This window comes from Streptomyces sp. NPDC048182 (assembly GCF_043202555.1).
Taxonomy (GTDB): domain Bacteria; phylum Actinomycetota; class Actinomycetes; order Streptomycetales; family Streptomycetaceae; genus Streptomyces.
The window spans coordinates 1-22,882 of record NZ_JBIDAQ010000001.1 but is presented as its reverse complement, the minus strand read 5'-3'; the positions used below and the strand labels follow the sequence as shown (position 1 = coordinate 22,882).

Genomic DNA, 22,882 nt, shown 5'->3' with positions numbered 1-22,882 from the left:
GCTTGAGGGATACCCGAGTTCGGCACGAGGTTAGGGCGGTGACCGGTCTTCGTCAGTCGCGCGGGAGCAGAGCACGGTCGCACAGCGGTCGCATGCGGACGCGAAACGGTCGCCCCCGATCGCGCGGATCGCCCCGGCGCGTCACAGCGCCGCGCGGATCGCCCCGTCGATCTCCGGGAACGCGAACCGGAACCCCGACTCCTCCAGCCGGGCCGGCACCACCCGCTGGCTGCCCAGCACGTCGCCCGCCATCTCCCCGAGCGCGGCCCGCAGCACCGGGGCGGGCACCGGGAACGGCGTCGGCCGGTGCAGCACCCGCCCCATGGCCGCGGTCACCTCACGGTTCGTCACCGGGTGCGGGGCCGTCAGGTTGAAGGGCCCGGACAGGTCGGCGCGCTCGAGGAGGTGCCGCAGCGCCGCCACCTCGTCGTGCAGCGCCACGAACGACCAGTACTGCGAGCCGTCCCCGAGCCGGCCGCCCAATCCCGCCCGGAACAGCGGCATCAGCCGCCCCCAGGCGCCGCCCTTGGACGAGACGACCAGCCCGGTGCGGGCGAACACCGTGCGCACCCCCGCCTCCCGGGCCGGCGCCGCCGCGGCCTCCCACTCCACGCACACCGACGGCAGGAAGCCCTCGCCCGCCGGGGCGCCCTCGTCCACCTGCCGGTCGCCGGTGTCGCCGTAGTAGCCGATGGCGCTGCCGTTGAGGAGCACCCGTGGCCGCAGGTCCGGCTCGATGGCGGCCAGCGCCTCCGCGAGCGCCGTCGTGCCGTGCACCCGGCTGGCCCGGATCCGTGTCTTGTACGCCTCCGACCAGCGGCGGTCCCCGATGCCCGCCCCGGCCAGGTTGACCACCGCCGTGCAGCCGGCCAGGCCCGCCGCGTCCACCCGCCCCGCCTCGGGGTCCCAGCGGACCTCGGAGGCCCCCTGGGGCGGCCGTCGGACCAGCCGCACCACGTCGTGTCCGTCGGTCTCCAGGGACCGCACCAGGGCGCTGCCGATGACGCCGGACGCGCCGGCCACCGCGATTCGTTCCATGGACTCATCCTGCCCGGCACCGCCGCGAAATCCCGTGACCCGGCGCCCGGACCGCGTCGTACAGTGACCGCCATGTCCGCAGCACACATACGTCCCGGCCGGTACGACGACGACGGGCCGCTGCGCCGGCTCGACGCGGAGACCTGGTCCCCCCTGCACGCCGTCTCGCCCCGGCCGGAGCCCGACGAGCCCTTCTTCCGCGAGCACGCGAGCCCCGCGGACCACCTGGTCGCGGAGGTCGACGGCACACCCGTCGGCTACGTCCGCCTCGGCTTCCCCACCCCCCTGGCCTCCAACACCCACGTCCGCCAGATCCGCGGCCTCGCCGTCTCCGACACCGCCCGCGGCAGGGGCGTCGGCCGCGCCCTGGTCCGCGCCGCCGTCGCCGAGGCCCGCCGGCTGGGCGCCCGCCGCATCACGCTGCGCGTACTGGGCCACAACACGGCGGCCCGCAAGCTCTACGAGTCGGAGGGCTTCGTCGTCGAGGGCGTCCAGCCGGAGGAGTTCCACCTCGCCGGGGAGTACGTGGACGACGTCCTGATGGGGCAGCGGCTGCACCCCTGAGCGGGCCCCCGGTTCCACCGGGTGGCACAGCACGCGTCGCGCACCGGGCGCGGGCGGCGGACAGTGGGGACATGTCGGTCTCGGGAGGACGGGGAACGCGGGGGCGCGGCGCCGCCCGCGCCCGGGGGGCCGCCCTCGTGCTGCTCGCCTGCCTGCCGGGGCTCGCCGCCGTCGCCGCGCTCGGGCTGTGCGCCGCCGGGGTGGAACACGCGGTGGACCGCACCCGCACCACCGCCGCCGCACGGCCCGCCGCCGGCCACCGCGCGCCCCGCCCGCCCGTCGTGCCCCGCTCGGCCTGGCTGGGCGACGCCGCCCGCAAGCAGCCCCCGCCGCGCTACGACGACTCCGTGCACGCCGTCTTCGTGCACCACACCGACACCCCCAACGACTACGACTGCGCCGACACGCCCGCCGTCCTGCGCGGTGTCTACCAGGGCCAGACCGGCGCCCGGGACTGGGACGACATCGGGTACAACTTCGTCGTCGACCGCTGCGGCACGATCTACGAGGGCCGGGCCGGCGGCATCGACCGGGCCGTCACCGGCGCCCACACCCAGGGGTTCAACCACCGCACCGCCGGCATCGCGGCCCTGGGCACCTTCACCGCCGGGGTGCCGGTGCCGAAGGCGCTGACCGACGCCATCGCCGCGGTGGCCGCCTGGAAGCTCGGCACCACCGACACCGACCCCCGCGGGCGGGTGCGCCTGGTCTCCAGCAACGGCCTGAGCCGGTTCGCGGCCGGCGCCACCGCCACGCTGCCCGCCCTCGCGGGCCACGGCGACGGCTACCAGACCGACTGCCCGGGCGCGGCCCTCAGCGCCCGCCTCCCGCACATCAGAGAGGTCGCCGCGCGCCTCCAGGGCCGCCCCTGAGCGCCGTCAGCCGTCCCCGAACCGCTCCCACAGCCGGGGCAGCCGCGCCGCCAGGGCGCTGTCGTCCTCCAGGTCGACCGGGGCGCCCAGCGGCTCGGCCGGGGCGGGGGAGATGCCCAGTTCGGGCGTGACGGTGCCGGTGAGCTGCTCGTACGCCTCGTCGGCCGCGTAGCCGATCTCCTCGCCGTCGCCGTCCAGCTCCTCGTCGAAGTCGTCGAGCAGCTCGGCGAGCGCGTCGGGCTCGTGCACGGCGCCCTCGTAGACCTCGCGGCCCTGGCCGATCAGCCAGCAGCGGAAGGCGTCGAAGGCGTCGTCGCTCGCCCCGCCGAGCAGGATCCAGGCGGCGGCCCACAGGTCCCAGGTGCAGGCCCGGTTGTAGCGGGCCTCGAAGTGGCGGGCGAAGTCCAGGACCATGTCCGGGTCCAGGTCGAGCAGCCGCTCGGTGAGCAGGTCGGCCTGGTCCTCGGGGTCGCCGTCGGCGGCCCGGCGGGCGGTGTCGATCAGCTCCCAGAACTCCGTCTCGTCCATCACGGGTCCAGCATCGGGCCTCGGCGGGCCGTACGCACGCGGAGTGGGGCGGATCGTTATGGAGGCAGACGGGGGAGCGGGCCCGGGTACTCAGATCAACCTGAGTACCCGGGCCCTGGCCGGGGCCCGGGGGCCCGGCGACCCTGGAGTCATGCGCCGAGAGCAATGGACGAAACCCGCCCTGCACCTGCTGTCGATCCCCGCCCTGGCCGTCGTGTCGGCGGCCCTGTGGGCGGCCTGGCTGGGCTGGGACCAGCACCGCGACACCCACCCCGACGGCAGCGAGACCGGCCCGTACGCCGGCTGGCAGGTGGCCGGCCTGGTGCTGACCCTGCTGGCGGCGGTGGCCTGGACCGCCTACCGGCACCACTTCGTGGCCGCCGTGCTCGGCACCTCGGCCGGCCTGACCGCCGCCGCCTTCGCCGACTGGTCGGACGACTCCAGCGGCCTCTTCGCCATCGGCGTCGGCCTGGTCGCGCTGGGCAGTCTCGCCGGGACGATGGTGGTCACCGCGGTGATCGACACGGCCACACGTCAGTCGTGACGGCCACACGTCAGCCGTAGCGGGCCCTCCGGGGCCGGGCTCAGACCCCGTACATGCCCCCGAGCCGCCGCGCCGCCGACGCCATGCGGGCGCGCAGCGCCTCGGGGGCCAGCACCTCCACCTCCGCGCCCAGGGCGGTCAGGTGGGAGTGCGCGACCTCCTCGGACTCCACCGGCAGGGTGACCGTGAGCCAGCCGTCCGGGCCGGGGTCCGGCGCCGCGGCGAGGGACTCCTCGGCCGGGACCGCGCCCACCACGTGCGGCAGGACGCGGGCGCCCTCGGGGGAGAGGCGGACCGTCACCTCGGCCCGCAGGATGGAGCGGGCGAACTGCTCGGCGCGCTCGGCCCAGAAGGCGGGCAGGTCGAAGTCCTCGACCCGGGTGAAGCGCTCCTCGCCGGGGTCGACCGAGGTGAAGCGGTCGATGCGGTAGACCCGGAAGGAGCCGGCGTCCGCCGCGCGGGCGCACAGGTACCAGACACCCGCCTTCAGGACGAGCCCGTACGGCTCCAGCTCCCGCACGACCTCCTCCCCGCCCCGCAGATAGCGGGCGGCGACCCGGCGGTCGTCCCACACCGCGTCGGCGACCGCCGGCAGCAGCGCGGGCGTCTCCGGCTCGCGGAACCAGTTCGGGGCGTCCAGGTGGAAGCGCTGGGCCGCCGTGCGGGAGGCGTCCCGCAGCGAGGGCAGCAGCGCGGCGGAGACCTTCAGGCGGGCCGCCGAGGCCGCGTCCTCCAGGCCCATCTCGCGCAGCGCCCCCGGCACCCCGGACAGGAACAGCGCCTCCGCCTCGCCGCGGGCCAGGCCGGTCAGCCGGGTGCGGTAGCCGCCGACCAGCCGGTACCCGCCGGCCCGGCCGCGCTCCGCGTACACCGGCACGCCCGCCTCGGACAGCGCCTGCGCGTCCCGGGTCACGGTGCGCTCCGAGACCTCCAGCTCCCGGGCCAGCTCGGCGGCGGTCATCGACGGCCGGGACTGGAGCAGCAGCACCATCTTGATCAACCGGGCAGCGCGCATGGTCCACATCATGCAGGAGGCCCCCCGCCACCGGCGGGGGGCCTCCTGCACAGGTCTCAGAGACCGTAGCGCTCGCGCGCCTCCTTCACGGACGCCGCCTGCACCTCGCCGCGCTTGGCGAGCTGGGCGAGGGCCGCGACCACGATGGACTCCGCGTCGACGCCGAAGTGGCGGCGGGCGGCCTCCCGGGTGTCCGACAGGCCGAAGCCGTCGGCGCCCAGCGAGGACCAGTCCTGCTCGACCCACTGCGCGATCTGGTCGGGGACCTGGCGCATGTAGTCGGAGACCGCGAGGACCGGGCCCTCGGCGCCCTGGAGCGCCTGGCGGACGAACGGCACCCGCTCCTCGCCGCGCAGCAGGGCCGCGTCGGCGTCCAGCGCGTCGCGCCGCAGCTCCGTCCAGGACGTCGCGGACCACACGTCGGCGGCCACGCCCCACTCCTCGGCGAGCAGCTTCTGCGCCTTCAGCGCCCAGTGGATCGCCGTGCCCGAGCCGAGCAGCTGGAGACGCGGGGCGTTCGCCGCCGGGGTCAGGCCCGCCGACTCCGCGGTGTTGAAGCGGTACAGGCCCTTGACGATGCCCTGGTCGACGCCGGGCGCGGACGGCTTGGCCGGCTGCGGCATCGGCTCGTTGTAGACGGTGAGGTAGTAGAAGACGTCCTGGTCCTCGCCGGGCGCCGCCTCGCCGTACATCCGGCGCAGACCCTCCTTGACGATCGCCGCGACCTCGTAGGCGAAGGCCGGGTCGTACGTCAGCGCCGCCGGGTTGGTCGCCGCGATGGCCGGGGAGTGGCCGTCCGCGTGCTGGAGGCCCTCGCCGGTCAGCGTGGTGCGGCCGGCCGTGGCGCCGACCAGGAAGCCACGGCCGAGCTGGTCGCCGAGCTGCCACATCTGGTCGGCGGTGCGCTGCCAGCCGAACATCGAGTAGAAGATGTAGAACGGGATCATCGCCTCGCCGTGCGTCGCGTACGACGACGCGGCGGCGATGAAGTCGGCCATCGAACCGGCCTCGGTGATCCCCTCGTTGAGGATCTGGCCGTTCTTGGCCTCCTTGTAGTACATCAGCTGGTCGCGGTCGACCGGCTCGTACGTCTGGCCCTTGGGGGAGTAGATCCCGAGCGACGGGAAGAGCGACTCCATGCCGAAGGTGCGCGCCTCGTCGGGGACGATCGGCACCCAGCGCTTGCCGGTCTCCTTGTCGCGGACCAGGTCCTTGACCAGGCGGACGAAGGCCATGGTGGTCGCCACGCTCTGCGAGCCCGAGCCCTTGTCGAAGGCGGCGAACGCCTTGTCCGCCGGGGCGGGCAGCGGGCCGACCGGGTGCAGGCGGCGGGCCGGGGCCGGGCCGCCGAGCGCCGCGCGGCGCTCCTGGAGGTAGCGGACCTCGGGGGAGTCGGCGCCGGGGTGGCCGTAGGGGACCACGCCGTCGACGAAGTCGCTGTCCTTGATCGGCAGGCCGAGCAGGTCGCGCATGCCCTTGAACTCGTCCACCGTCAGCTTCTTCATCTGGTGGTTGGCGTTCTTGGACGCGAAGCCCTCGCCGAGGGTGTGGCCCTTGACCGTCTGGGCCAGGATCACGGTCGGCGCGCCCTTGTGGGCCAGCGCCGCCTTGTACGCGGCGTAGACCTTGCGGGCCTCGTGGCCGCCGCGCGAGAAGTGGAAGCACTCGAGGATCTTGTCGTCGGACAGCAGCTTCGCCATCTCGGCGAGCGCCGGGTCCTTGCCGAAGAAGTCCTCGCGGATGTAGGCCGCGTCGCGCGTCTGGTACGTCTGCACCTGCGCGTCCGGTACCTCGCGCAGCCGGCGTACCAGGGCGCCGGTGGTGTCGAGCTGGAACAGCTCGTCCCAGGCGGTGCCCCACAGCGTCTTGACGACGTTCCAGCCGGCGCCGCGGAACTGGGCCTCCAGCTCCTGCACGATCTTGAAGTTGGCGCGGACCGGGCCGTCGAGGCGCTGCAGGTTGCAGTTGATGACGAAGGTCAGGTTGTCCAGGCCCTCGCGGGAGGCGAGCGTGAGCGCGGTGGTCGACTCCGGCTCGTCCATCTCGCCGTCGCCGAGGAACGCCCAGACGTGCGACTCGGAGACGTCCTTGATGCCGCGGCTGGTCAGGTAGCGGTTGAACCGCGCCTGGTAGATCGCGGAGATCGGGCCGAGGCCCATGGACACCGTCGGGAACTCCCACAGCCAGGGCAGCCGGCGCGGGTGCGGGTAGGACGGCAGTCCGTTGCCGCCGGCCTCGCGGCGGAAGTTGTCCAGGTGGGACTCGTCCAGCCGGCCGTCCAGGAAGGCGCGGGCGTAGATGCCGGGGGAGGCGTGGCCCTGGACGTAGAGCTGGTCGCCCGAGCCGTCGCCCTCCTTGCCGCGGAAGAAGTGGTTGAAGCCGGTCTCGTAGAGCCAGGCCGCGGAGGCGAAGGTGGCGATGTGGCCGCCGACGCCGTGCTTGCTGCCGCGGGTCACCATCGCCGCGGCGTTCCAGCGGTTCCAGGCGGTGATCCGCTGCTCGAGCTCCTCGTCACCGTCCACGGCCGGCTCGGCGCCGGTCGGGATGGTGTTGACGTAGTCCGTCTCCAGGAGCTTCGGCAGCGCCACGCCGGCGCCCTCGGCGCGCTCCAGCGTGCGGCGCATCAGGTACGCGGCACGGTGCGGCCCGGCCGCCTTCGTGACGGCGTCCAGGGAGGCCCGCCATTCGGCGGTCTCCTCCGGATCGCGGTCCGGGAGCTGGTCGAGCTCGCTCGGCTGGATGGCCTTGGGGTCGGTCATGTCGCCGCCTTCCTCAGTCGAAGGGGTTGCCCTAAGTCTTTGGCAGGACAGGGCAGACTCGGGCTCCTGTGGAAGCCCGTCGGTGACTGTAACTCCCTGATCGATGATCGATCAAAGGTTGGGGGGCCTAAAGCTTTCGAATCGGCAAAAGTCGGCACGGCGTGCCTTCGGTGATGGCACGGGGTGACGGTCAAATCGGGCGTTCGCGCAGGTGCCCAGGGGCGCGGGGAACTGCGCGAACGGGGGTTCGGGGGCGGAGCCCCCGGGGACGGGACGGGTAGGGGCGGCGGGGGCGAAAGAAGCCCTACGGACGCGGGGCGCAGCCCAGGACGTGGGACTTGACCAGGTCGGCGATCAACGGGTCGCGGCGCCGGAACGCGGCGACCAGGTCCTCGTGCTCCTCCGCGTACGACTGCTGCACCGTCCCCAGCCACCGTATCGACAGCGCCGTGAACACCTCGATCCCCAGCCCCTCCCACGTGTGCAGCAGCACCGAGTTCCCGGCCGCCCGCACCAGCTCCCGGTGGAACCCCACCGTGTGCCGCACCTGGGCCGTTCCGTCCGCGTCCCGGTCCGCCTCGTACAACGCGGCGACATGCGGCTCCAGGGCCGAGCAGTCCACCGCCAGCCGCTCCGCCGCCAGCTCCGCCGCGATGGCCTCGAGACCGGCCCGCACCGGGTAGCTCTCCTCCAGGTCCGCCGAGGTCAGGTTCCGCACCCGCACGCCCTTGTTCGGCGCCGACTCGATCAGCCGCAGCGACTCCAGCTCGCGCAGCGCCTCCCGCACCGGCGTCTGGCTGACCTCCAGCTCGGTGGCGATCCGGCGCTCCACGATCCGCTCGCCCGGCTGCCAGCGTCCGCTGATGATCCCTTCCAGGATGTGCTCGCGGATCTGCTCGCGCAGCGAGTGGACGACGGGCGCGGTCATGAGGGCTCCTTCGAATGGGGCTCTGACGGCCCCCGGGGGCGTTGACGTAAAGACAATACGGCGGCCACGCCGGACCGGAAGGGCGCACGGGGGCGCTTTCACGCAGGTGAGACGAGACTTACACGGCGTCACGGCCCCGTCATGCGGAAGCCCCCGCCCGGAGCAACTCCGGACGGGGGCACCCGCTGGACCCCGAGGCCAGGGGTCAGAGACCCAGCTCGACCTCGAACTCGCCGGCCTCCAGGATCGCCTTGACCGCGTTCAGGTAGCGCGCGGCGTCGGCACCGTCCACCAGGCGGTGGTCGTAGGACAGCGTCAGGTACGTCATGTCCCGGACGCCGATGACCGTGCCCTCCTCGGTCTCGATGACCGCCGGCCGCTTGACCGTGGCCCCGAGCCCGAGGATCGCGACCTGGCCCGGCGGCACGATGATCGTGTCGAACAGCGCGCCGCGCGAACCGGTGTTGGAGATGGTGAAGGTCGCGCCGGACAGCTCGTCCGGGGTGATCTTGTTGCCGCGGACCTTGCCCGCCAGCTCCGCCGTGGCCTTGGCGATGCCGGCCAGGTTGAGGTCGCCGGCGCGCTTGATGACCGGGGTCATCAGGCCCTTCTCGGAGTCCACCGCGATACCGATGTTCTCGGTGTCGAAGTAGGTGATCGTGCCCTCGGACTCGTTGATCTTGGCATTGACGGCCGGGTGGGCCTTCAGCGCCTGGGCCGCCGCCTTGACGAAGAACGGCATCGGGGAGAGCTTGACGCCCTCGCGCGCGGCGAAGGAGTCCTTGGCCCGCCCGCGCAGCTTCATCAGCCGCGTGACGTCGACCTCGACGACCGTCGACAGCTGCGCCTGCTCGCGCAGCGCCTTGACCATGTTGTCGCCGATGACCTTGCGGATCCGCGGCATCTTCACGGTCTGGCCGCGCAGCGGGGACGCCTCCAGCTTGGGGGCCTTCTTCGCGGCGGGCGCGGCGGCGGCCGGGGCGGCCGGAGCCGCGGCGGCGGCCTTCGCGGCCTCGGCGGCGGCGATGACGTCCTGCTTGCGGATGCGGCCACCGACGCCGGTGCCCTTCACCGAGGACAGGTCGACGCCGTTCTCCGAGGCGAGCTTGCGCACCAGCGGGGTGACGTAGGCGCCGTCGTCGCCCGCGCCGCCGGCCGGGGCCGGGGCCTGGGCGGGGGCCGGCGCGGGCGCCGGGGCGGACGGCACCGGGTCGGGCGCCGGGGTGGTCTGCTGCTGCGGGGCCGGCGTCGTCGGGGCCTGCGGGGCGGGCGCCTCCTTGGCCGGAGCCTCCTGGGCGGGGGCGGGCTGCGCGGGCGCGGGGGCCTGCTTGGCCGGCTCCTCCTTGGCGGGCTCGGGCTCGGCCGGGGCCGGCTGCTCGGCCTTGGCCGGGGCCGCGCCCTTCTCGCCGATGACGGCCAGCTTGGCGCCGACCTCGGCGGTCTCGTCCTCGCCGACCACGATCTCCAGCAGGGTGCCGGAGGCCGGCGCCGGGATCTCGGTGTCGACCTTGTCGGTGGAGACCTCGAGCAGCGGCTCGTCGGCCTCCACGTCGTCGCCGACCGACTTCAGCCAGCGGGTGACGGTGCCCTCGGTGACGGACTCGCCGAGCGCGGGCAGGACCACGTCGGTGCCCTGCGCGGAGCCGCCGCCGGACGCGGAGTCGGCCGACGGCGCGGGCGCCTCGGCGGACTGCTCGGTGGACGGGGCGGCGGAGGCGGGCTGCTCGGCCGGCTGCTCCGGCTCGGCCGGGGCCTGCTCCTGCTCCTCCTGCGCCGGGGCCTGCTGCTCGGCCGGGGCGCCGGAACCGTCGTCGATCAGCGCCAGCTCGGCGCCGACCTCGACGGTCTCGTCCTCGGCGACCTTGATCGAGGACAGCACGCCGGAGGCGGGCGCCGGGATCTCGGTGTCGACCTTGTCCGTCGAGACCTCGAGCAGCGGCTCGTCGGCCTCGACGCGCTCACCCTCGGCCTTCAGCCAGCGGGTGACGGTGCCCTCGGTGACGCTCTCACCGAGCGCCGGAAGGGTTACGGAAACCGCCATGGTTTCGGTTGCTCCTTACGAAAGTGCGGAAGTCTGTGTCGTCGCGCCCGAATGACCGAAGGCGTCAGTCGTGCATGTGCAGCGGCTTGCCGGCCAGCGCCAGGTGGGCCTCGCCGAGCGCCTCGTTCTGCGTCGGGTGGGCGTGGATGAGCTGGGCCACCTCGGCGGGCAGCGCCTCCCAGTTGTAGATCAGCTGCGCCTCGCCGACCTGCTCACCCATGCGGTCGCCCACCATGTGCACGCCGACCACGGCGCCGTCCTTGACCTGGACGAGCTTGATCTCGCCCGCGGTCTTCAGGATCCGGCTCTTGCCGTTGCCGCCCAGCGGGAACTTGATGGTGACGACCTTGTCCGCGCCGTAGACCTCCTTGGCCTTCGCCTCGGTGACACCGACGGAGGCGACCTCCGGGTGGCAGTACGTCACCCGCGGCACGCCGTCGTAGTCGACGGGAACGACCTTGAGGCCGGCCAGCCGCTCCGCCACCAGGATGCCCTCGGCGAAGCCGACGTGCGCGAGCTGGAGGGTGGGGACCAGGTCGCCGACGGCGGAGATCGTCTCCACGTTGGTGCGCATGTACTCGTCGACCAGGACGAAGCCGCGGTCGGTCGCGACGCCGGCCTCCTCGTAGCCCAGGCCCTGCGAGACCGGGCCGCGGCCGATGGCGACGAGCAGGATCTCCGCCTCGAAGGTCTTGCCGTCGGCGAGGGTGACCCGGACGCCGTCCTGGGTGTACTCGGCCTTCTCGAAGAAGGTGCCCAGGTTGAACTTGATGCCGCGCTTGCGGAAGGCGCGCTCCAGGAGCTTGGAGCTGTTCTCGTCCTCGACCGGGACGAGGTGCTTGAGGCCCTCGATGACCGTGACGTCGGTGCCGAAGGACTTCCACACCGAGGCGAACTCGACACCGATCACGCCGCCGCCCAGCACGATCGCGGACTTCGGCACGCGGTCCAGCTTCAGGGCGTGGTCGGAGGAGAGGATCCGGTCGCCGTCGATCTCCAGACCCGGCAGCGACTTCGGCACGGAGCCGGTCGCCAGCAGGACGTGGCGGCCCTCGACCCGCTGCCCGTTCACGTCGACCGAGGTCGGCGAGGACAGCCGGCCCTCGCCCTCGATGTACGTGATCTTGCGGGAGGCGACCAGGCCCTGCAGACCCTTGTAGAGGCCCGAGATCACCTCGTCCTTGTACTTGTGCACGGCCGGCACGTCGATGCTCTCGAACGTGGCCTTGACACCGAACTGCTCGCTCTCGCGGGCCTGGTCGGCAATCTCACCGGCGTGCAGCAGGGCCTTGGTGGGGATGCACCCCTTGTGCAGGCAGGTACCGCCGACCTTGTCCTTCTCGATCAGGGCGACGTCCAGGCCCAGCTGCGCCCCGCGCAGCGCCGCGGCGTAACCACCGCTGCCACCGCCGAGGATCACTAGGTCGAAAACGGTGCTGGCGTCGTTCGCCACGTCACGTCCTCCATGCATGTGCGCCACGCCGGTCTCCAGTGACCGGTCGGCGGCTGGTGTCCGGCCGCTCTTGATCTCGGCCCTTAGGTGGGGGCCCTGTCCTGCCAGGCCCCATCTTCGCACTTACACCAGCAGAACGAGACGCCGGGCTGGAGTGTGAGACACCCCACGTTCGCTTGCAAGGGGACGGCGCGGACAACGCCCTGAGGGGCGCGGGGAACTGCGCGACGAGCCACGACGCACTCGCAGCCGCACAATCACCCGCACCCCCGGGCTGGTAGGCGAACCTCAGCCAAGATCCCCGGCGGCCGTCAGCTCGGCCAGCCGCACCAGCGTCCGCACCGCGGTCCCCGTCCCGCCCTTGGGCGTGTACCCGAACGGCCCGCCCTCGTTGAACGCGGGCCCGGCGATGTCGAGGTGCGCCCAGGTGATCCCCTCACCGATGAACTCGCGCAGGAAGAGCCCGGCGACGAGCCCCCCACCCATCCGCTCACCCATGTTCGCGATGTCCGCGGTGGGGGAGTCCATCCCCTTGCGCAGGTGCTCCGGCAGCGGCATCGGCCACGCCGGCTCGCCGACCTCCTCCGCAGCCTCGTGCACCGCGGAGCGGAACGCGTCGTCGTTCGCCATGATCCCGTACGTCCGGCTGCCCAGCGCCAGCACCATCGCCCCGGTCAGCGTCGCCACGTCCACGATCGCGTCCGGCTTCTCCGCCGAGGCCGCCCACAGGGCGTCGGCGAGGACCAGCCGGCCCTCCGCGTCGGTGTTGAGCACCTCGACGGTCTTGCCGCTGTACATGCGCAGCACGTCACCCGGGCGGGTGGCGGAACCGGACGGCATGTTCTCGGCCAGCGCCAGCCAGCCGGTCACGTTGACCTCGAGGCCGAGCCGGGCGGCGGCCACCACCGCGGCGAACACGGCGGCGGCGCCGCTCATGTCGCACTTCATCGTCTCGTTGTGCCCGGCCGGCTTCAGCGAGATGCCGCCCGAGTCGTAGGTGATGCCCTTGCCGACGAAGGCCAGCGACTTCTTCGCCTTGGACGAGGTGTACGACAGCTTCACCAGCCGCGGCCCGGCCGCCGAGCCGGCGCCGACGCCGAGGATGCCGCCGTAGCCGCCCTTGGTCAGCGCCTTCTCGTCGAGCACCTGGACCTTCAGGCCGTGCTCCTTGGCGGCGGTCACGGCGAGCGCGGCGAACGCCTCGGGGTCGAGGTCGTTCGGCGGGGTGTTGATCAGGTCGCGGGCGCGGTTCAGCTCCTCGGAGACGGCCGCGGCGCGCTCGATGACGGCCTTGTACGCCTTGTCGCGCGGCTTGCCGCCGAGCAGCACGGCCTCGGCCAGCGGCGCCTTGCCGCCCTTGGCATCCTTGCCGTGCTCCTTGTACGCGTCGAAGGAGTACGCGCCGAGCAGCACGCCCTCGCCCACGGCGCCGGCGTCGGCGGCCTCGGTGAGCGGCAGCGCGAAGCCGGCCTTCTTCGCGCCGGTCAGGGCGCGGGCGGCGACACCGGCGGCCCGGCGCAGCGTCTCCGCGTCGAAGCCGGCGCCCTTCTCGGGCTCGGCGCCCAGGCCCACCGCGAGGACGACGGGCGCCTTGGAGCCGGACGGCGCGGGCAGCTTGGTCACCTCGCCCTCGGCACCGGCGGCGCCGAGGGTCTCCAGGACGGCGGCCAGCTTGCCGTCGTACGCCTTGTCCACGGCCTCGGCGCCCGGCGCCAGGACCGGGCCGCGGGCGCCCTTGGCGACACCGATCACGATCGCGTCGGCCCGCAGGCCGGGCGCCGCGGCGGTGGAGAGAGTCAGAACAGTCACGGTGGTGAGTTCTCGCTTCCGTACGAAGTCTGGTGTGGCCGAGTGCGGGTGGGTCGACCGGGCCCGACATCCGACCCTAGATCCCTCCTGCGGACGGTCCGCGCCCGGGCGGGCGCGAACCCGACCCGAGCCTACGCTCGCCGACGCGTCCGGCGGTCAGCGGCCGAGCGCCAGGACCACCAGCGCGGCCGTCGCCGCCGTCTCGGCGACCGCGCCGAACACGTCGCCGGTGACGCCGCCGAAGCGCCGTACGCAGCGGCGCAGGAGCAGTTCGGCGGCGGACAGGGCGAGTACGACGGCGGCGGCGGCCCGGACGGCCTCGGCCGGGCCGAGCGCCGCGCCCGCCGCGGCGCCGGCCAGCGCGACGGCCGCGGCGGCGGCCAGGGCGCCGCCCCGCGGGACCACGCCGGCCACCGCGGCGCCCAGCCCCTCCGGGCGGGCCGCCGGCACCCCGGCGCGGGCCGCGAGGGTCAGCGCCGCCCGGGCGGCGGTCGCCGCGAGGGCTGCGGCGAGCGAACCGGACGCCCAGGAGGCGTCGTACGCCCGGGCGAGGGCGGCGGCCTGGGCGAGCAGCACGAGGACCAGGGTGAGCACGCCGAACGGTCCGATGTCCGACTGCTTCATGATCCGCAGCGCGTCCTCGGCGGGCTTGCCGCTGCCGAGCCCGTCGGCGGTGTCGGCGAGGCCGTCCAGGTGCAGGCCCCGGGTGAGCAGGGCCGGGACGGCGGTGGCGGCGATCCCGGCGAGGAGGGGACCGGCGCCCAGGAGGAGCAGCAGGACCCCGGCGGCGGCCGATGCGGTGCCGACGACCAGACCCACCAGCGGCGCGCACAGCATGCCGGCGCGCGCCGCCGGGCGGTCCCAGCGGGTGACCCGGACCGGGAGCACGGTGAGGGTTCCGAAGGCGAAGCGGAGGCCGTCGGCGGAGGGGGTCTCGGACATCGGCGCAGACTACCCGGCGGTCGGAAGGGCAGCCGCGACGGGCGGGGCGGCCGGGACTAAAGTGCACATATGGGAGATTGGTGGCAGCGCAACATCCTGGAACCGGGCAAGCTGCCGCTGCTCCTCGCGCTGACGGCCTTCGTGCTGACCTTCGTGATCACCCGGATCGTCACCCGGGCCATCCGGGCGGGCAAGGGGCCCTTCGGCAACGTCGAGGCGGGCGGGGTGCACATTCACCACGTGGTGCCCGGGATCGTCCTCACCCTCGTCGGCGGCTTCGCGGCGGTCGCCGGGGGGCGGCACGGGTGGGGCTCCGCGCTGGCGGCGGTGGTCTTCGGCGTGGGGGCGGGCCTCGTGCTGGACGAGTTCGCGCTGATCCTGCACCTGGACGACGTGTACTGGACGGAGGCGGGGCGCAAGAGCGTGGAGGTCGTGGTGGTCACGGCCGCCCTGGTCGGCCTGGTGCTGGTCGGCTTCACGCCGTTCGGCGTGGACGAAGTCTCGCAGGGGGAGTTGCAGGACCGGGCGGGCGTGGTCAGCACGGTGGCGGTGAACTTCCTCTTCTCGCTCCTCGCGCTGAGCAAGGGCAAGGCGCGGTTGGCGATCTTCGGGGTGATCGTGCCGCTGGTCGCCCTCGTGGGTGCGGTGCGCCTGGCCCGGCCGGGCTCGCCGTGGGCCCGGCGTTTCTACGGCCGCCGCCCGCGGGCTCGCGCCCGGTCCCGGCTCCGTGCCTACCACCACGACCGCCGCTGGGCCGGCCCCCTCCGCACCGCCCAGGACTGGATCGGCGGCCGCCCGGACCCGGTCCCGCAGGTGGAGCGCCGGTGATCTGCCGACTGCGGGCACGTCGCGGCCGGTCGCGCAGTTCCCCGCGCCCCTGGGTCCGCTGAGCTGCGGGCAGTCGTGACGCGCCCGCCCACCCTCCCGCATAGCTGCGGGCAGTCGTGCCGCTGGGGCGGCACGGGTGGGCGCAGCGGCACCCCGCTACGCCGGGCTGCGCCACGCCCCGCCGGTCAGACCGACTCCGGTGCCCGTTCCGGAAGCTCCGCCGACAACGCCGCCGCTGCCTGGACCAGGGGCAGTGCCAGCAAGCCCCCCGCACCCTCCCCCACCGTCACGCCCTGCGCGAGCAGCGGCTCCAACGCCATCCGGTCCAGCGCCTTCGCCTGCCCCGGCTCCCCGCTGTCATGGGCCGCCAGCCACCAGTCCGGCGCCCGGAAGGCCACCCGCTGCCCCACCAGCGCACACGCGGCGGCCACGACACCGTCCAGAATCACCGGCACCTTCCGCACGGCACTCTGCAACAGGAACCCCGTCATCGCTGTAAGGTCAGCGCCCCCCACCGTCGCGAGCAGCTGCAGCTGATCCCCCAGCACCGGCCGCGCCCGCCGCAGCGCGTCCCGGATCGCCGCACACTTCCGCATCCAGGCCAGATCGTCGATCGCGACCCCACCCCGCCCGGTCACCACCGACGCGTCCGTCCCGCACAGCGCGGCGACCAGCGTGCCCGCCGCCGTCGTGCCGCCCACGCTCACATCACCCAGCACCACCAGGTCCGTCCCCGCGTCGGCCTCCTCGTCGGCCACCGCCATGCCGGCCCGGAAGGCGGCCTCCGCCTCCTCGGGCGTCAGCGCGTCCTCGACGTCGATCCGCCCGCCCCCGCGCCGCACCCGGTGCCCGGCCACCCCGGCCGGCAGCGTCTCCGGGTCGCAGTCGAGGGCCATGTCGACCACCCGCACCGGCACCCCGAGGCGCCGCGCCAGCACCGACACCGGACGCCCGCCGGCCAGCACCTCGCGCACCAGCTCCGCCGCCGTACCGGCCGCCCGCGCCGACACACCCAGCTCGGCGACCTTGTGGTCTCCGGCGAACAGCAGCACCCGGGGCCGCTCCACGGGCCGCACCGGCACCACGCCCTGCGCCGCCGCGAGCCACTCGCCCAGCTCGTCCAGGCGGCCCAGCGACCCGGGCGGCACGACCTGCCGCTCCCGGCGGTCCTCGGCGTCGCGGCGCACCCCGCCGTCGGGGCGCTCGATCAGGTCGGAGAAGTCGTCGAGATTCAGCGAGCTCATTCGCCGAACAGTACCGGCCGTGGTCGAACACGCGGCGGGGCCGGTCCGCACCGCGCCGGGGCGGCGTCGTTACACCGCCGAGCGGCATCCCGTACGTAACGTTTCGCGAGGATTGTCGTCCGCCCCGCACTCTCCCAGGGGAGCCGCCCATGCCCGCACCGTCCGCCATGCCGGCGCCCCCCGAGCCCCCCGAGCCCCCCGAGCCCCCGCGGCCCTCCTACCCGCCGACGGTCGCGCTGCCGGCCGCCCCGCCCCCGCCCCGGCACGGGCCGCGCCGCGCGGACTGCCCCTGGTGCGGCTCCCGTTCGCTGCGCGGCGGGCGGGCCGGGGCGCAGCGCGCCGTGCTGGAGAGGTGCCGGGAGTGCCGGCACGCGTTCCGCAACCCCCCGCTGCCGCCCCGCCCCGGCCACCCGGCCGTCCGCGCCGCCGTCCGCCTGCGGTACGCCGCCGCCGCCCGCGCCGTGCTGCGGCTCCGCCCGGAGCCCGAGAGCTGGCTCGACGCCGGCACCGGCGACGCCGACTTCCCGGCCACCGCCCGCGCGTACTTCCCGTACACCGCCTTCGACGGCCTGGACGCCACCCACCGCGTGCTGCGCGCCCGCGCCGCCGACCGCCTGGAGGAGGCCCACGTCGGGCGGCTGACGGATCCGCACCTCACGGCCCGGCTGCGCGCCCGTTACGACGTCGTCAGCCTCTTCCAGCACCTGGAGCGCGCCGCCGACCCCCGCGCCGAACTGCGCGCCGCGCTGCACGCGCTGCGCCCCGGCGGCCTGCTCCTGCTCGACGTCGCCGACCCGCACCGGCTGCTCGCCCCGCCCGCCGCGACCCGCCCGGCCGGCCTCCGCGCCGAACTGGCCGAACTGGGCTGCACCCTGCTCACCGGCCCCCGCGCCCACCGCGTCCTCGCCCGCAAGGAGGGATGAACGGGGTCAGCCGTCGGGGCCCCGGCCGGGATCGAGCAGGTAGCCGAAGCCCCGGCGCGTGTGCAGGACGGGGTCGCCGGTCGCGTTCAGCTTCTGCCGCAGCCTGCGGACGAAGGTCTCCAGCGTCTCCTGGCCCGCGTGTGCCGTGCCCCAGACCGCCTCCAGGAGCTGGCGTTTGCTCAGTACCTGCCCCGGATGGCGCATGAAGTGCTCGAGCAGCGCGTACTCCGTCGGCGTCAGGCGCAGCGCGGTGCCCGCGCGGGAGATGGTCCGGGTCGCCTCGTCCAGGGTGAGGTCACCCACCGTGGTCCCCTGGGCCCCTGCCGTCGGGGCGTCGTCCCCTCCGCCCCGGCGTGCCCGGCGCTCCCAGGAGGAGCGGCGCAGCAGCGCGCGCACCCGGAGCTGGAGGAGCGTGGCGTCGCCCGGCCAGGTGACGTAGTCGTCCGCTCCCGCCATGAAGCCGCGGACGACGTCCGCGGTCTCCCGGCGGCGCGACACGATGAGCACCGGCACGTGATCGCCCTCGTCGCGCAGCGCGCGGACCACCCGGGGCCCGTCCTCGCCGGGCAGGTCCGCGACGGTGATGATCAGATCCGGTGCGCCGGACCGTGCCAGGGCGAGCAGCTCGGGCCCGCTGACCGCCGTGACCGGGTCGCAGCCGAGGAACTCGCGGCACAGGGCGCGGGCGCGCTCCGGCGGTACGGCGTCTCCGCAGCCGATCAGGATGCGCGCACCCGTCCCCCCGCTCCGGGATGCGGACGAGTGGGGCAGATCGGCGTCGTGCATACCCGCACTCTAGGAGCCCCGGGGCCGGTGCGGGACCTTCGGCCTTTCGACGGGATCGTGCCCCGATACCGCCGGCGGGGGTTCCCGGGTTCTCCGGCGGCGCCGTCTTCCCTGGAAGGAGATCACCGCGCTCACCGCAGGAGGACATCGTGTACGTGCACCGCACCTCGGCCCGTCCGGTCGTGCTGCTCGGCTGGGAGCCTTCGCTGCCCGCCCCGACGGGGCCGGCCCGGGCCCGCCTGCGCGGGGCGTTGGCGCGGGCCGGGGCGGACCGGCCGGCCGTCGACGCCGCGGTGCTGGTCTGCAGCGAGCTGGTCGCCAACGCGCACGAGCACGGGCACGGGCCCTGCGAGCTCCGGCTGACCCTCGGAGCCCGCGTGTGCGTCGAAGTCCTGGAGCGGGGTCCCGGCCCGTCGGCAGGGGTGTGCCGGGAGGCCCGCCGGGCCGACCTGGGCGGCGGTCGGGAGCGCGGGCGGGGGCTGGCCCTGGTGGACCGGCTCACCGCCGGATCCTGGGGAGTCCGCGCCGTGCCCGGTGGGGGAGCGTGCGTGTGGGCCCGCCCTCTCCCAGACTGACCGCCCGGCTCCTCGCGCCCCCGGACCACCGCCCCGGCGGCGCCACCCGCCACCCCGACCCACCACGCTCGAAGGAGCCCCCCGTGCCCCACCCGCCGCACCCGCACCCCGATCGATCCGCCACGGCGTCGCGGGTGTACCACGGCCTGTTGGCCCTGCTGATCGTGGCGGCCCTCGCCACGCAGATCACCCTGCTCCTCACGGGCGGCGCCGACGCCAACTCCGGCCGCGTCGACCCCGGCACCGATGCGGGGACGCGGCTGGTGCGGGTCTTCTCCTACTTCACGGTCGACTCGAACGTGCTCGTCGCCGCGGCCTGCGCCGGGCTGGTGCTCGACCCGCACCGCGACGGCCGGTGGTGGCGCGTGCTGCGGATGACGTCGCTGCTCGGCATCATCGTCACGGGCCTGGTCTTCGTCACCGTGCTGGCCCCGAAGGTCCACCTGTCGGGTCCTGCCCTGCTGTGCACGATCGCGTTCCACTACGTGGCCCCGCCGGCGACGCTCCTCGGCTGGCTCGTCCTCGGGCCCCGCGGGCGCGCCGACCGCGCCACGCTCCGCTGGTCGTTCGCCTGGCCGGTGGCCTGGATCGCCTACACCCTGCTGCACGGCGCCGCGACGGGCTGGTACCCGTACCCGTTCCTGGACGTGACGGCGCTCGGCTACCCGAGGGCGCTGCGCAATGTGGCGGCGGTCCTGCTGCTCGGCGCGGCGCTGGCGCTGGCCCTGGGACGGACCGACCGCGCCCTCGCCCGGCGGCGCTGAACCCTGCCCGGATCCGCGGCACCGCGCCTCGCGTCCCGGCGCGGCCTCCACCACACGCTCCCGACGCCCGGCGGCGTCTACCCCCGCAGCACCACCGCCTGACCCGCCACCACCAGCACCACCTGCTCGCACTCGTCCGCGAACGCCGCGTTCAGCCGCCCCAGTTCGTCACGGTAGCGGCGGCCGGACGCGGTGGCCGGCACGATGCCCGAGCCGACCTCGTTCGACACGGCGACGACCGTGCGCCGGGTCGCCCGCACCGCGTCGGTCAGCTCCCGCACCCGCTCCCGCAGCGCCCGCTCCCCGCCGTCCGCCCACTGGGCGTCGTCCCACGCCCCGACCGCGTCCATCGCGTCCGTCAGCCACAGCGACAGGCAGTCCACCAGCAGCGGCGGCCCGGCGTCCGCCAGCAGCGGCACCAGGTCGCAGGTCTCCGCCGTACGCCACGACCCCGGCCGGCGCTCCCGGTGCGCGCCCACCCGCGCCGCCCACTCGGCGTCCCCGCCGCGGGTGCCGCCGGTCGCCACGTACAGCACGCCGGGGAACGCCGCGAGCCGCCGCTCCGCCTCCACCGACTTGCCCGACCGGGCGCCGCCGAGGACCAGCGTGCGGCGCGGCACGTCCGGGACGTCCTCGTACGCGCCGACCACCAGCGTCGTCCCGTCCGGCACCGCCCGCGCGCCGGCCGCCGCCAGGCGCCGCGCCAGCTCGCGGCCGGGCGGCACCTCGTGGCCGAGGTGCACGGCGACGACGTCCGTCGTCGGGCCCACCGCGCCGGCCGCCCGCAGCCGGGCCAGCGCGTCCGGGCGGCCCACCACGTCCGCCAGGACCAGGTCGTACGCCTCGGCGGGCCCCTCCAGACCGGCCGGCGCCCCGCCCGGCGGCAGGTACAGCAGCCGCTGGCCGTCCGGACCCGTCACCGCGTAGCCCGTGCCCGGCGCGTCCAGCGCCAGCGCCCGCACCCGGTGCCCGGTCAGCAGCGCCAGCTCCCGCCCGTCGGGCACGCGCCCCGGCTGGGGCAGCCCGGCCGGGACCTCCACGGCGGGGCCGTCGTGCGGGTGGGAGAGCAGGACCTGCCGCACGCCGCCCAGGGAGCGCCCGGCCCGCGCGGCGGCGAAGGCGGCGCCCGGCGTCAGGTCGAGGAGCAGCGCCCCGTCGACGAGCAGCGCGGTGGCCGCCCGCGCGTCCGCGCCGTGCGCCGCGGCGCAGGCCGCGCACGGGCAGTCGGGGCGGGGGAGTCCCGCGGGGGCACCGGTTCCGAGCAGCGTCACGTCCACGCCCCGATTCTCACCGGTCACCCGTCGGCGTGCGCGCCCGCGTAGGCTGCGACCGGGGACCGGACCAAGATCCCGGGGACGATCCGGGGTACCGGTTCCCGCAGTACCCGCGCTCACATCTTGGAGGCGTACATGGCGGCATGGACGTGGCGGTTCGAGACGACCGGCGGCACGGAGGTCCAGCCGGCCGTGCAGCCCGAGGAGTTCACCACGCAGGGCGACGCCGAGTCCTGGATCGGCGAGAACTGGAAGGACCTCCAGGAGGGCGGCACCGACCAGGTGCGGCTCTTCGAGGACGCGACGGAGATCTACGGCCCGATGAGCCTGCACGCCGAAGAGGCCTGACGGCGGACGGCGGCCCCGGCATCCTGGGGCCGCCCTGGCTCACTGCTCGCCCAGCGTCACGTCCGCAGTCCGCTCGTCGCCGTCGCGCGTGTACGTGACCTTCGTCCGGTCGCCCGGCGCCAGGGGGGCCAGCGCCTCGGCGAGCGACGTGATCGTGGAGACGTCCGTCCTGCCCACCCGGGTGATGACGTCCCCGGCGCGCAGCCCCGCCTTGCCGGCGGCCCCGCCCTCGCTCACCTCGACCACGGCCACCCCGGCCGGCCGGTAGCCGTCGCCGACGACCGTGCGGGCGGTGATGCCGAGCGCCACCCGGCCGGAGTCGGTGACCTTGCCGTCCTTCACGATCTGGTCGGCCACCGTCTTCACCATCGACGCCGGGATCGCGAAGCCGATGCCGGGCGCCGCGCTGTCACCGAGCCCGGGGTCGGTGGCGGCGAGGGTCGGGATGCCGACGACCTGCCCGTCCAGGTTCACCAGGGCGCCGCCGCTGTTGCCCGGGTTGATGGCGGCGGAGGTCTGCACCATGTTGGCGATGGTCGCGCCGGTGCCGCCGCCGCTGCGGCCCTCGGTGACGGTTCGCCCGGTCGCCGAGACGATGCCCTGCGTCACGCTGGAGGACAGCCCCAGCGGCGAGCCCATGGCCAGCACGATCTGCCCGACCTCGACCCGCTCGGTGTCCCCGAACCGGGCCGACTTCGTCCCCTCGGGCACCTTGTCCAGCTTGATGACGGCGAGATCCTGCTCGGGGTAGGCGGAGACCAGCTTCGCGGTGAGCGGCTCCTCGCTCCGCGCGGTCGTCACCTTGAAGGTCTTGCGGTCCCCGACCACGTGCGCGTTGGTGACGACGTGCCCCTTGTCGTCGTAGACGACGCCCGAGCCGAGGTCGTCCCCGGCCTGGATCTGCACGACGGACGGCAGCACGTCCCGGATCACCCGCACGTAGTCGTCCTGCAGACCCTTCGCGGCGGTCGGCGCGGCGGCGGCCCCCGTCGGCGCCGCCCGCTCACCCCCGGCACCCGGGCTCGCGGCGACGGAGCAGCCGGCGACGAGCGGGGCGACCACCAGCAGGGCGACGGCGACCCGGGGGATCCGGCGAGGAGCGTGAACATCCATGCCCCGAGTCTCACCGCGCCCCCGGCACGCGGCCCGTGGAGCACACCCGAACGTGCTCCGGCCGGGGCTCTAGGTGTATTGACCCGCAGCGTTGTTCACACGGCTGATCGGTGGCTTGCCTCCGAGTGCGGTGTGGCCGCGGTGGTGGTTGTAGGTGTGCAGGAAGTGTGTCAGGGCGTCCGTGCGTTCGGTGTTGCTGGTGTAGGGCCGCAGGTAGGCCCATTCATCGAGCAAGGTGCGGTTGAAGCGTTCGACCTTGCCGTTGGTCTGCGGCCGGTAGGCGCGGGTGAGCTTGCCGGTCGCGCCGAGGTCGTCCAGCGTCTGCCGCCAGGCGAAGCTCTTGCGGTAGGGCCACGCGTTGTCGGTCAGGACGCGTGCGATGCGGGTGATGCCGTGCTCGGCGAAGAAGAGCGCGGCCCGCTGCAGGAAGCCGGCGCAGGTGACGGCCTTCTCGTCCGGGTGGACCTCGCTGTAGGCCAGGCGGGAGTGGTCGTCGACGGCGGAGTGGATGTAGTCGAATCCCATGCTGCTGCG

22 protein-coding genes are annotated in these 22,882 nt (G+C 74.7%); 8 read left to right on the top strand and 14 right to left on the bottom strand.

Going from position 1 to position 22,882, the window contains the following annotated elements:
* Positions 1–141: 141 nt before the first annotated feature.
* Positions 142–1,038, bottom strand: a complete 897-nt coding sequence (locus ACGFZL_RS00110) for a TIGR01777 family oxidoreductase (protein WP_355166855.1) — start codon at positions 1,036–1,038, stop codon at positions 142–144.
* A gap of 72 nt (positions 1,039–1,110) precedes the next feature.
* Here ACGFZL_RS00110 and ACGFZL_RS00105 point away from each other — a divergent pair, with 72 nt between their 5' ends.
* Positions 1,111–1,602: a GNAT family N-acetyltransferase gene (locus tag ACGFZL_RS00105; RefSeq protein WP_393687715.1), complete on the top strand. Its 492-nt coding sequence runs from the start codon at positions 1,111–1,113 to the stop codon at positions 1,600–1,602.
* A gap of 71 nt (positions 1,603–1,673) precedes the next feature.
* Positions 1,674–2,474 carry a peptidoglycan recognition protein gene (locus ACGFZL_RS00100; protein ID WP_393687713.1) on the top strand — a complete coding sequence of 267 codons (801 nt, stop codon included), beginning with the start codon at positions 1,674–1,676 and terminating at the stop codon, positions 2,472–2,474.
* A 6-nt stretch (positions 2,475–2,480) separates the two neighbouring features.
* On the opposite strand, the gene ACGFZL_RS00095 is transcribed toward ACGFZL_RS00100, so the two are convergent.
* Positions 2,481–3,002, bottom strand: coding sequence for a DUF4240 domain-containing protein (locus ACGFZL_RS00095; RefSeq protein ID WP_393688633.1), 522 nt, complete (start codon positions 3,000–3,002; stop codon positions 2,481–2,483).
* 151 nt (positions 3,003–3,153) lie between these two features.
* On the opposite strand from ACGFZL_RS00095, the gene ACGFZL_RS00090 reads away from it, so the two are divergent.
* Positions 3,154–3,546 carry a hypothetical protein gene (locus ACGFZL_RS00090; protein ID WP_355166861.1) on the top strand — a complete coding sequence of 131 codons (393 nt, stop codon included), beginning with the start codon at positions 3,154–3,156 and terminating at the stop codon, positions 3,544–3,546.
* Positions 3,547–3,586: 40 nt separating this feature from the next.
* On the opposite strand, the gene ACGFZL_RS00085 is transcribed toward ACGFZL_RS00090, so the two are convergent.
* The 7 genes from ACGFZL_RS00085 to ACGFZL_RS00055 all read right to left on the bottom strand — a co-directional run bounded on the left by ACGFZL_RS00085 (position 3,587) and on the right by ACGFZL_RS00055 (position 14,493).
* Complete coding sequence (locus tag ACGFZL_RS00085) at positions 3,587–4,561, bottom strand: helix-turn-helix transcriptional regulator (RefSeq protein WP_393687711.1); 975 nt, start codon at positions 4,559–4,561, stop codon at positions 3,587–3,589.
* Between the two features lie 56 nt (positions 4,562–4,617).
* On the bottom strand, positions 4,618–7,320 hold the full coding sequence (gene aceE / locus ACGFZL_RS00080) for a pyruvate dehydrogenase (acetyl-transferring), homodimeric type (protein WP_393687709.1): 2,703 nt from the start codon (positions 7,318–7,320) through the stop codon (positions 4,618–4,620).
* A 304-nt stretch (positions 7,321–7,624) separates the two neighbouring features.
* Positions 7,625–8,248: a GntR family transcriptional regulator gene (locus ACGFZL_RS00075; protein WP_355166867.1), complete on the bottom strand. Its 624-nt coding sequence runs from the start codon at positions 8,246–8,248 to the stop codon at positions 7,625–7,627.
* Positions 8,249–8,453: 205 nt separating this feature from the next.
* Positions 8,454–10,289 carry a 2-oxoglutarate dehydrogenase, E2 component, dihydrolipoamide succinyltransferase gene (gene sucB / locus ACGFZL_RS00070; RefSeq protein ID WP_393687707.1) on the bottom strand — a complete coding sequence of 612 codons (1,836 nt, stop codon included), beginning with the start codon at positions 10,287–10,289 and terminating at the stop codon, positions 8,454–8,456.
* A 64-nt stretch (positions 10,290–10,353) separates the two neighbouring features.
* Positions 10,354–11,742 (bottom strand): dihydrolipoyl dehydrogenase, encoded by a 1,389-nt coding sequence (gene lpdA / locus ACGFZL_RS00065; RefSeq protein WP_355166871.1) that lies wholly within the window; start codon positions 11,740–11,742, stop codon positions 10,354–10,356.
* A gap of 288 nt (positions 11,743–12,030) precedes the next feature.
* Positions 12,031–13,551, bottom strand: coding sequence for a leucyl aminopeptidase (locus ACGFZL_RS00060; RefSeq protein WP_393687704.1), 1,521 nt, complete (start codon positions 13,549–13,551; stop codon positions 12,031–12,033).
* A gap of 156 nt (positions 13,552–13,707) precedes the next feature.
* On the bottom strand, positions 13,708–14,493 hold the full coding sequence (locus ACGFZL_RS00055; protein WP_393687702.1) for an adenosylcobinamide-GDP ribazoletransferase: 786 nt from the start codon (positions 14,491–14,493) through the stop codon (positions 13,708–13,710).
* A gap of 69 nt (positions 14,494–14,562) precedes the next feature.
* Here ACGFZL_RS00055 and ACGFZL_RS00050 point away from each other — a divergent pair, with 69 nt between their 5' ends.
* On the top strand, positions 14,563–15,321 hold the full coding sequence (locus ACGFZL_RS00050) for a hypothetical protein (RefSeq protein ID WP_393687700.1): 759 nt from the start codon (positions 14,563–14,565) through the stop codon (positions 15,319–15,321).
* A gap of 185 nt (positions 15,322–15,506) precedes the next feature.
* Here the strand turns inward: ACGFZL_RS00050 and cobT are convergent, their stop codons facing one another.
* The gene (gene cobT, locus ACGFZL_RS00045; protein ID WP_355166879.1) at positions 15,507–16,565 is read right to left on the bottom strand and encodes a nicotinate-nucleotide--dimethylbenzimidazole phosphoribosyltransferase; all 1,059 of its coding nucleotides are present in this window, start codon (positions 16,563–16,565) and stop codon (positions 15,507–15,509) included.
* Positions 16,566–16,714: 149 nt separating this feature from the next.
* Here cobT and ACGFZL_RS00040 point away from each other — a divergent pair, with 149 nt between their 5' ends.
* A complete protein-coding gene (locus ACGFZL_RS00040) occupies positions 16,715–17,488 on the top strand; it encodes a methyltransferase domain-containing protein (protein ID WP_393687697.1) in 774 nt (257 codons plus the stop codon).
* Between the two features lie 6 nt (positions 17,489–17,494).
* Here ACGFZL_RS00040 and ACGFZL_RS00035 read toward each other — a convergent pair whose 3' ends face one another.
* Complete coding sequence (locus ACGFZL_RS00035) at positions 17,495–18,274, bottom strand: response regulator transcription factor (protein WP_393687695.1); 780 nt, start codon at positions 18,272–18,274, stop codon at positions 17,495–17,497.
* A gap of 149 nt (positions 18,275–18,423) precedes the next feature.
* Here ACGFZL_RS00035 and ACGFZL_RS00030 point away from each other — a divergent pair, with 149 nt between their 5' ends.
* Positions 18,424–18,849 carry an ATP-binding protein gene (locus tag ACGFZL_RS00030; RefSeq protein WP_393687693.1) on the top strand — a complete coding sequence of 142 codons (426 nt, stop codon included), beginning with the start codon at positions 18,424–18,426 and terminating at the stop codon, positions 18,847–18,849.
* 83 nt (positions 18,850–18,932) lie between these two features.
* Entirely contained in the window at positions 18,933–19,613 is a 681-nt protein-coding gene (locus tag ACGFZL_RS00025; protein ID WP_393687691.1) for a Pr6Pr family membrane protein, read from the top strand.
* A 77-nt stretch (positions 19,614–19,690) separates the two neighbouring features.
* Here the strand turns inward: ACGFZL_RS00025 and ACGFZL_RS00020 are convergent, their stop codons facing one another.
* On the bottom strand, positions 19,691–20,890 hold the full coding sequence (locus ACGFZL_RS00020; RefSeq protein ID WP_393687689.1) for a bifunctional adenosylcobinamide kinase/adenosylcobinamide-phosphate guanylyltransferase: 1,200 nt from the start codon (positions 20,888–20,890) through the stop codon (positions 19,691–19,693).
* Positions 20,891–21,022: 132 nt separating this feature from the next.
* Between ACGFZL_RS00020 and ACGFZL_RS00015 the strand changes: the two genes are divergently transcribed.
* Complete coding sequence (locus ACGFZL_RS00015; RefSeq protein ID WP_355166889.1) at positions 21,023–21,235, top strand: hypothetical protein; 213 nt, start codon at positions 21,023–21,025, stop codon at positions 21,233–21,235.
* 39 nt (positions 21,236–21,274) lie between these two features.
* Here the strand turns inward: ACGFZL_RS00015 and ACGFZL_RS00010 are convergent, their stop codons facing one another.
* Together ACGFZL_RS00010 and ACGFZL_RS00005 are read right to left on the bottom strand one after the other, a co-directional pair.
* Positions 21,275–22,348, bottom strand: coding sequence for a S1C family serine protease (locus ACGFZL_RS00010; protein WP_393687686.1), 1,074 nt, complete (start codon positions 22,346–22,348; stop codon positions 21,275–21,277).
* 69 nt (positions 22,349–22,417) lie between these two features.
* On the bottom strand, positions 22,418–22,882 hold a 465-nt coding region (locus ACGFZL_RS00005; protein WP_393687684.1), incomplete at its 5' end, for an integrase core domain-containing protein.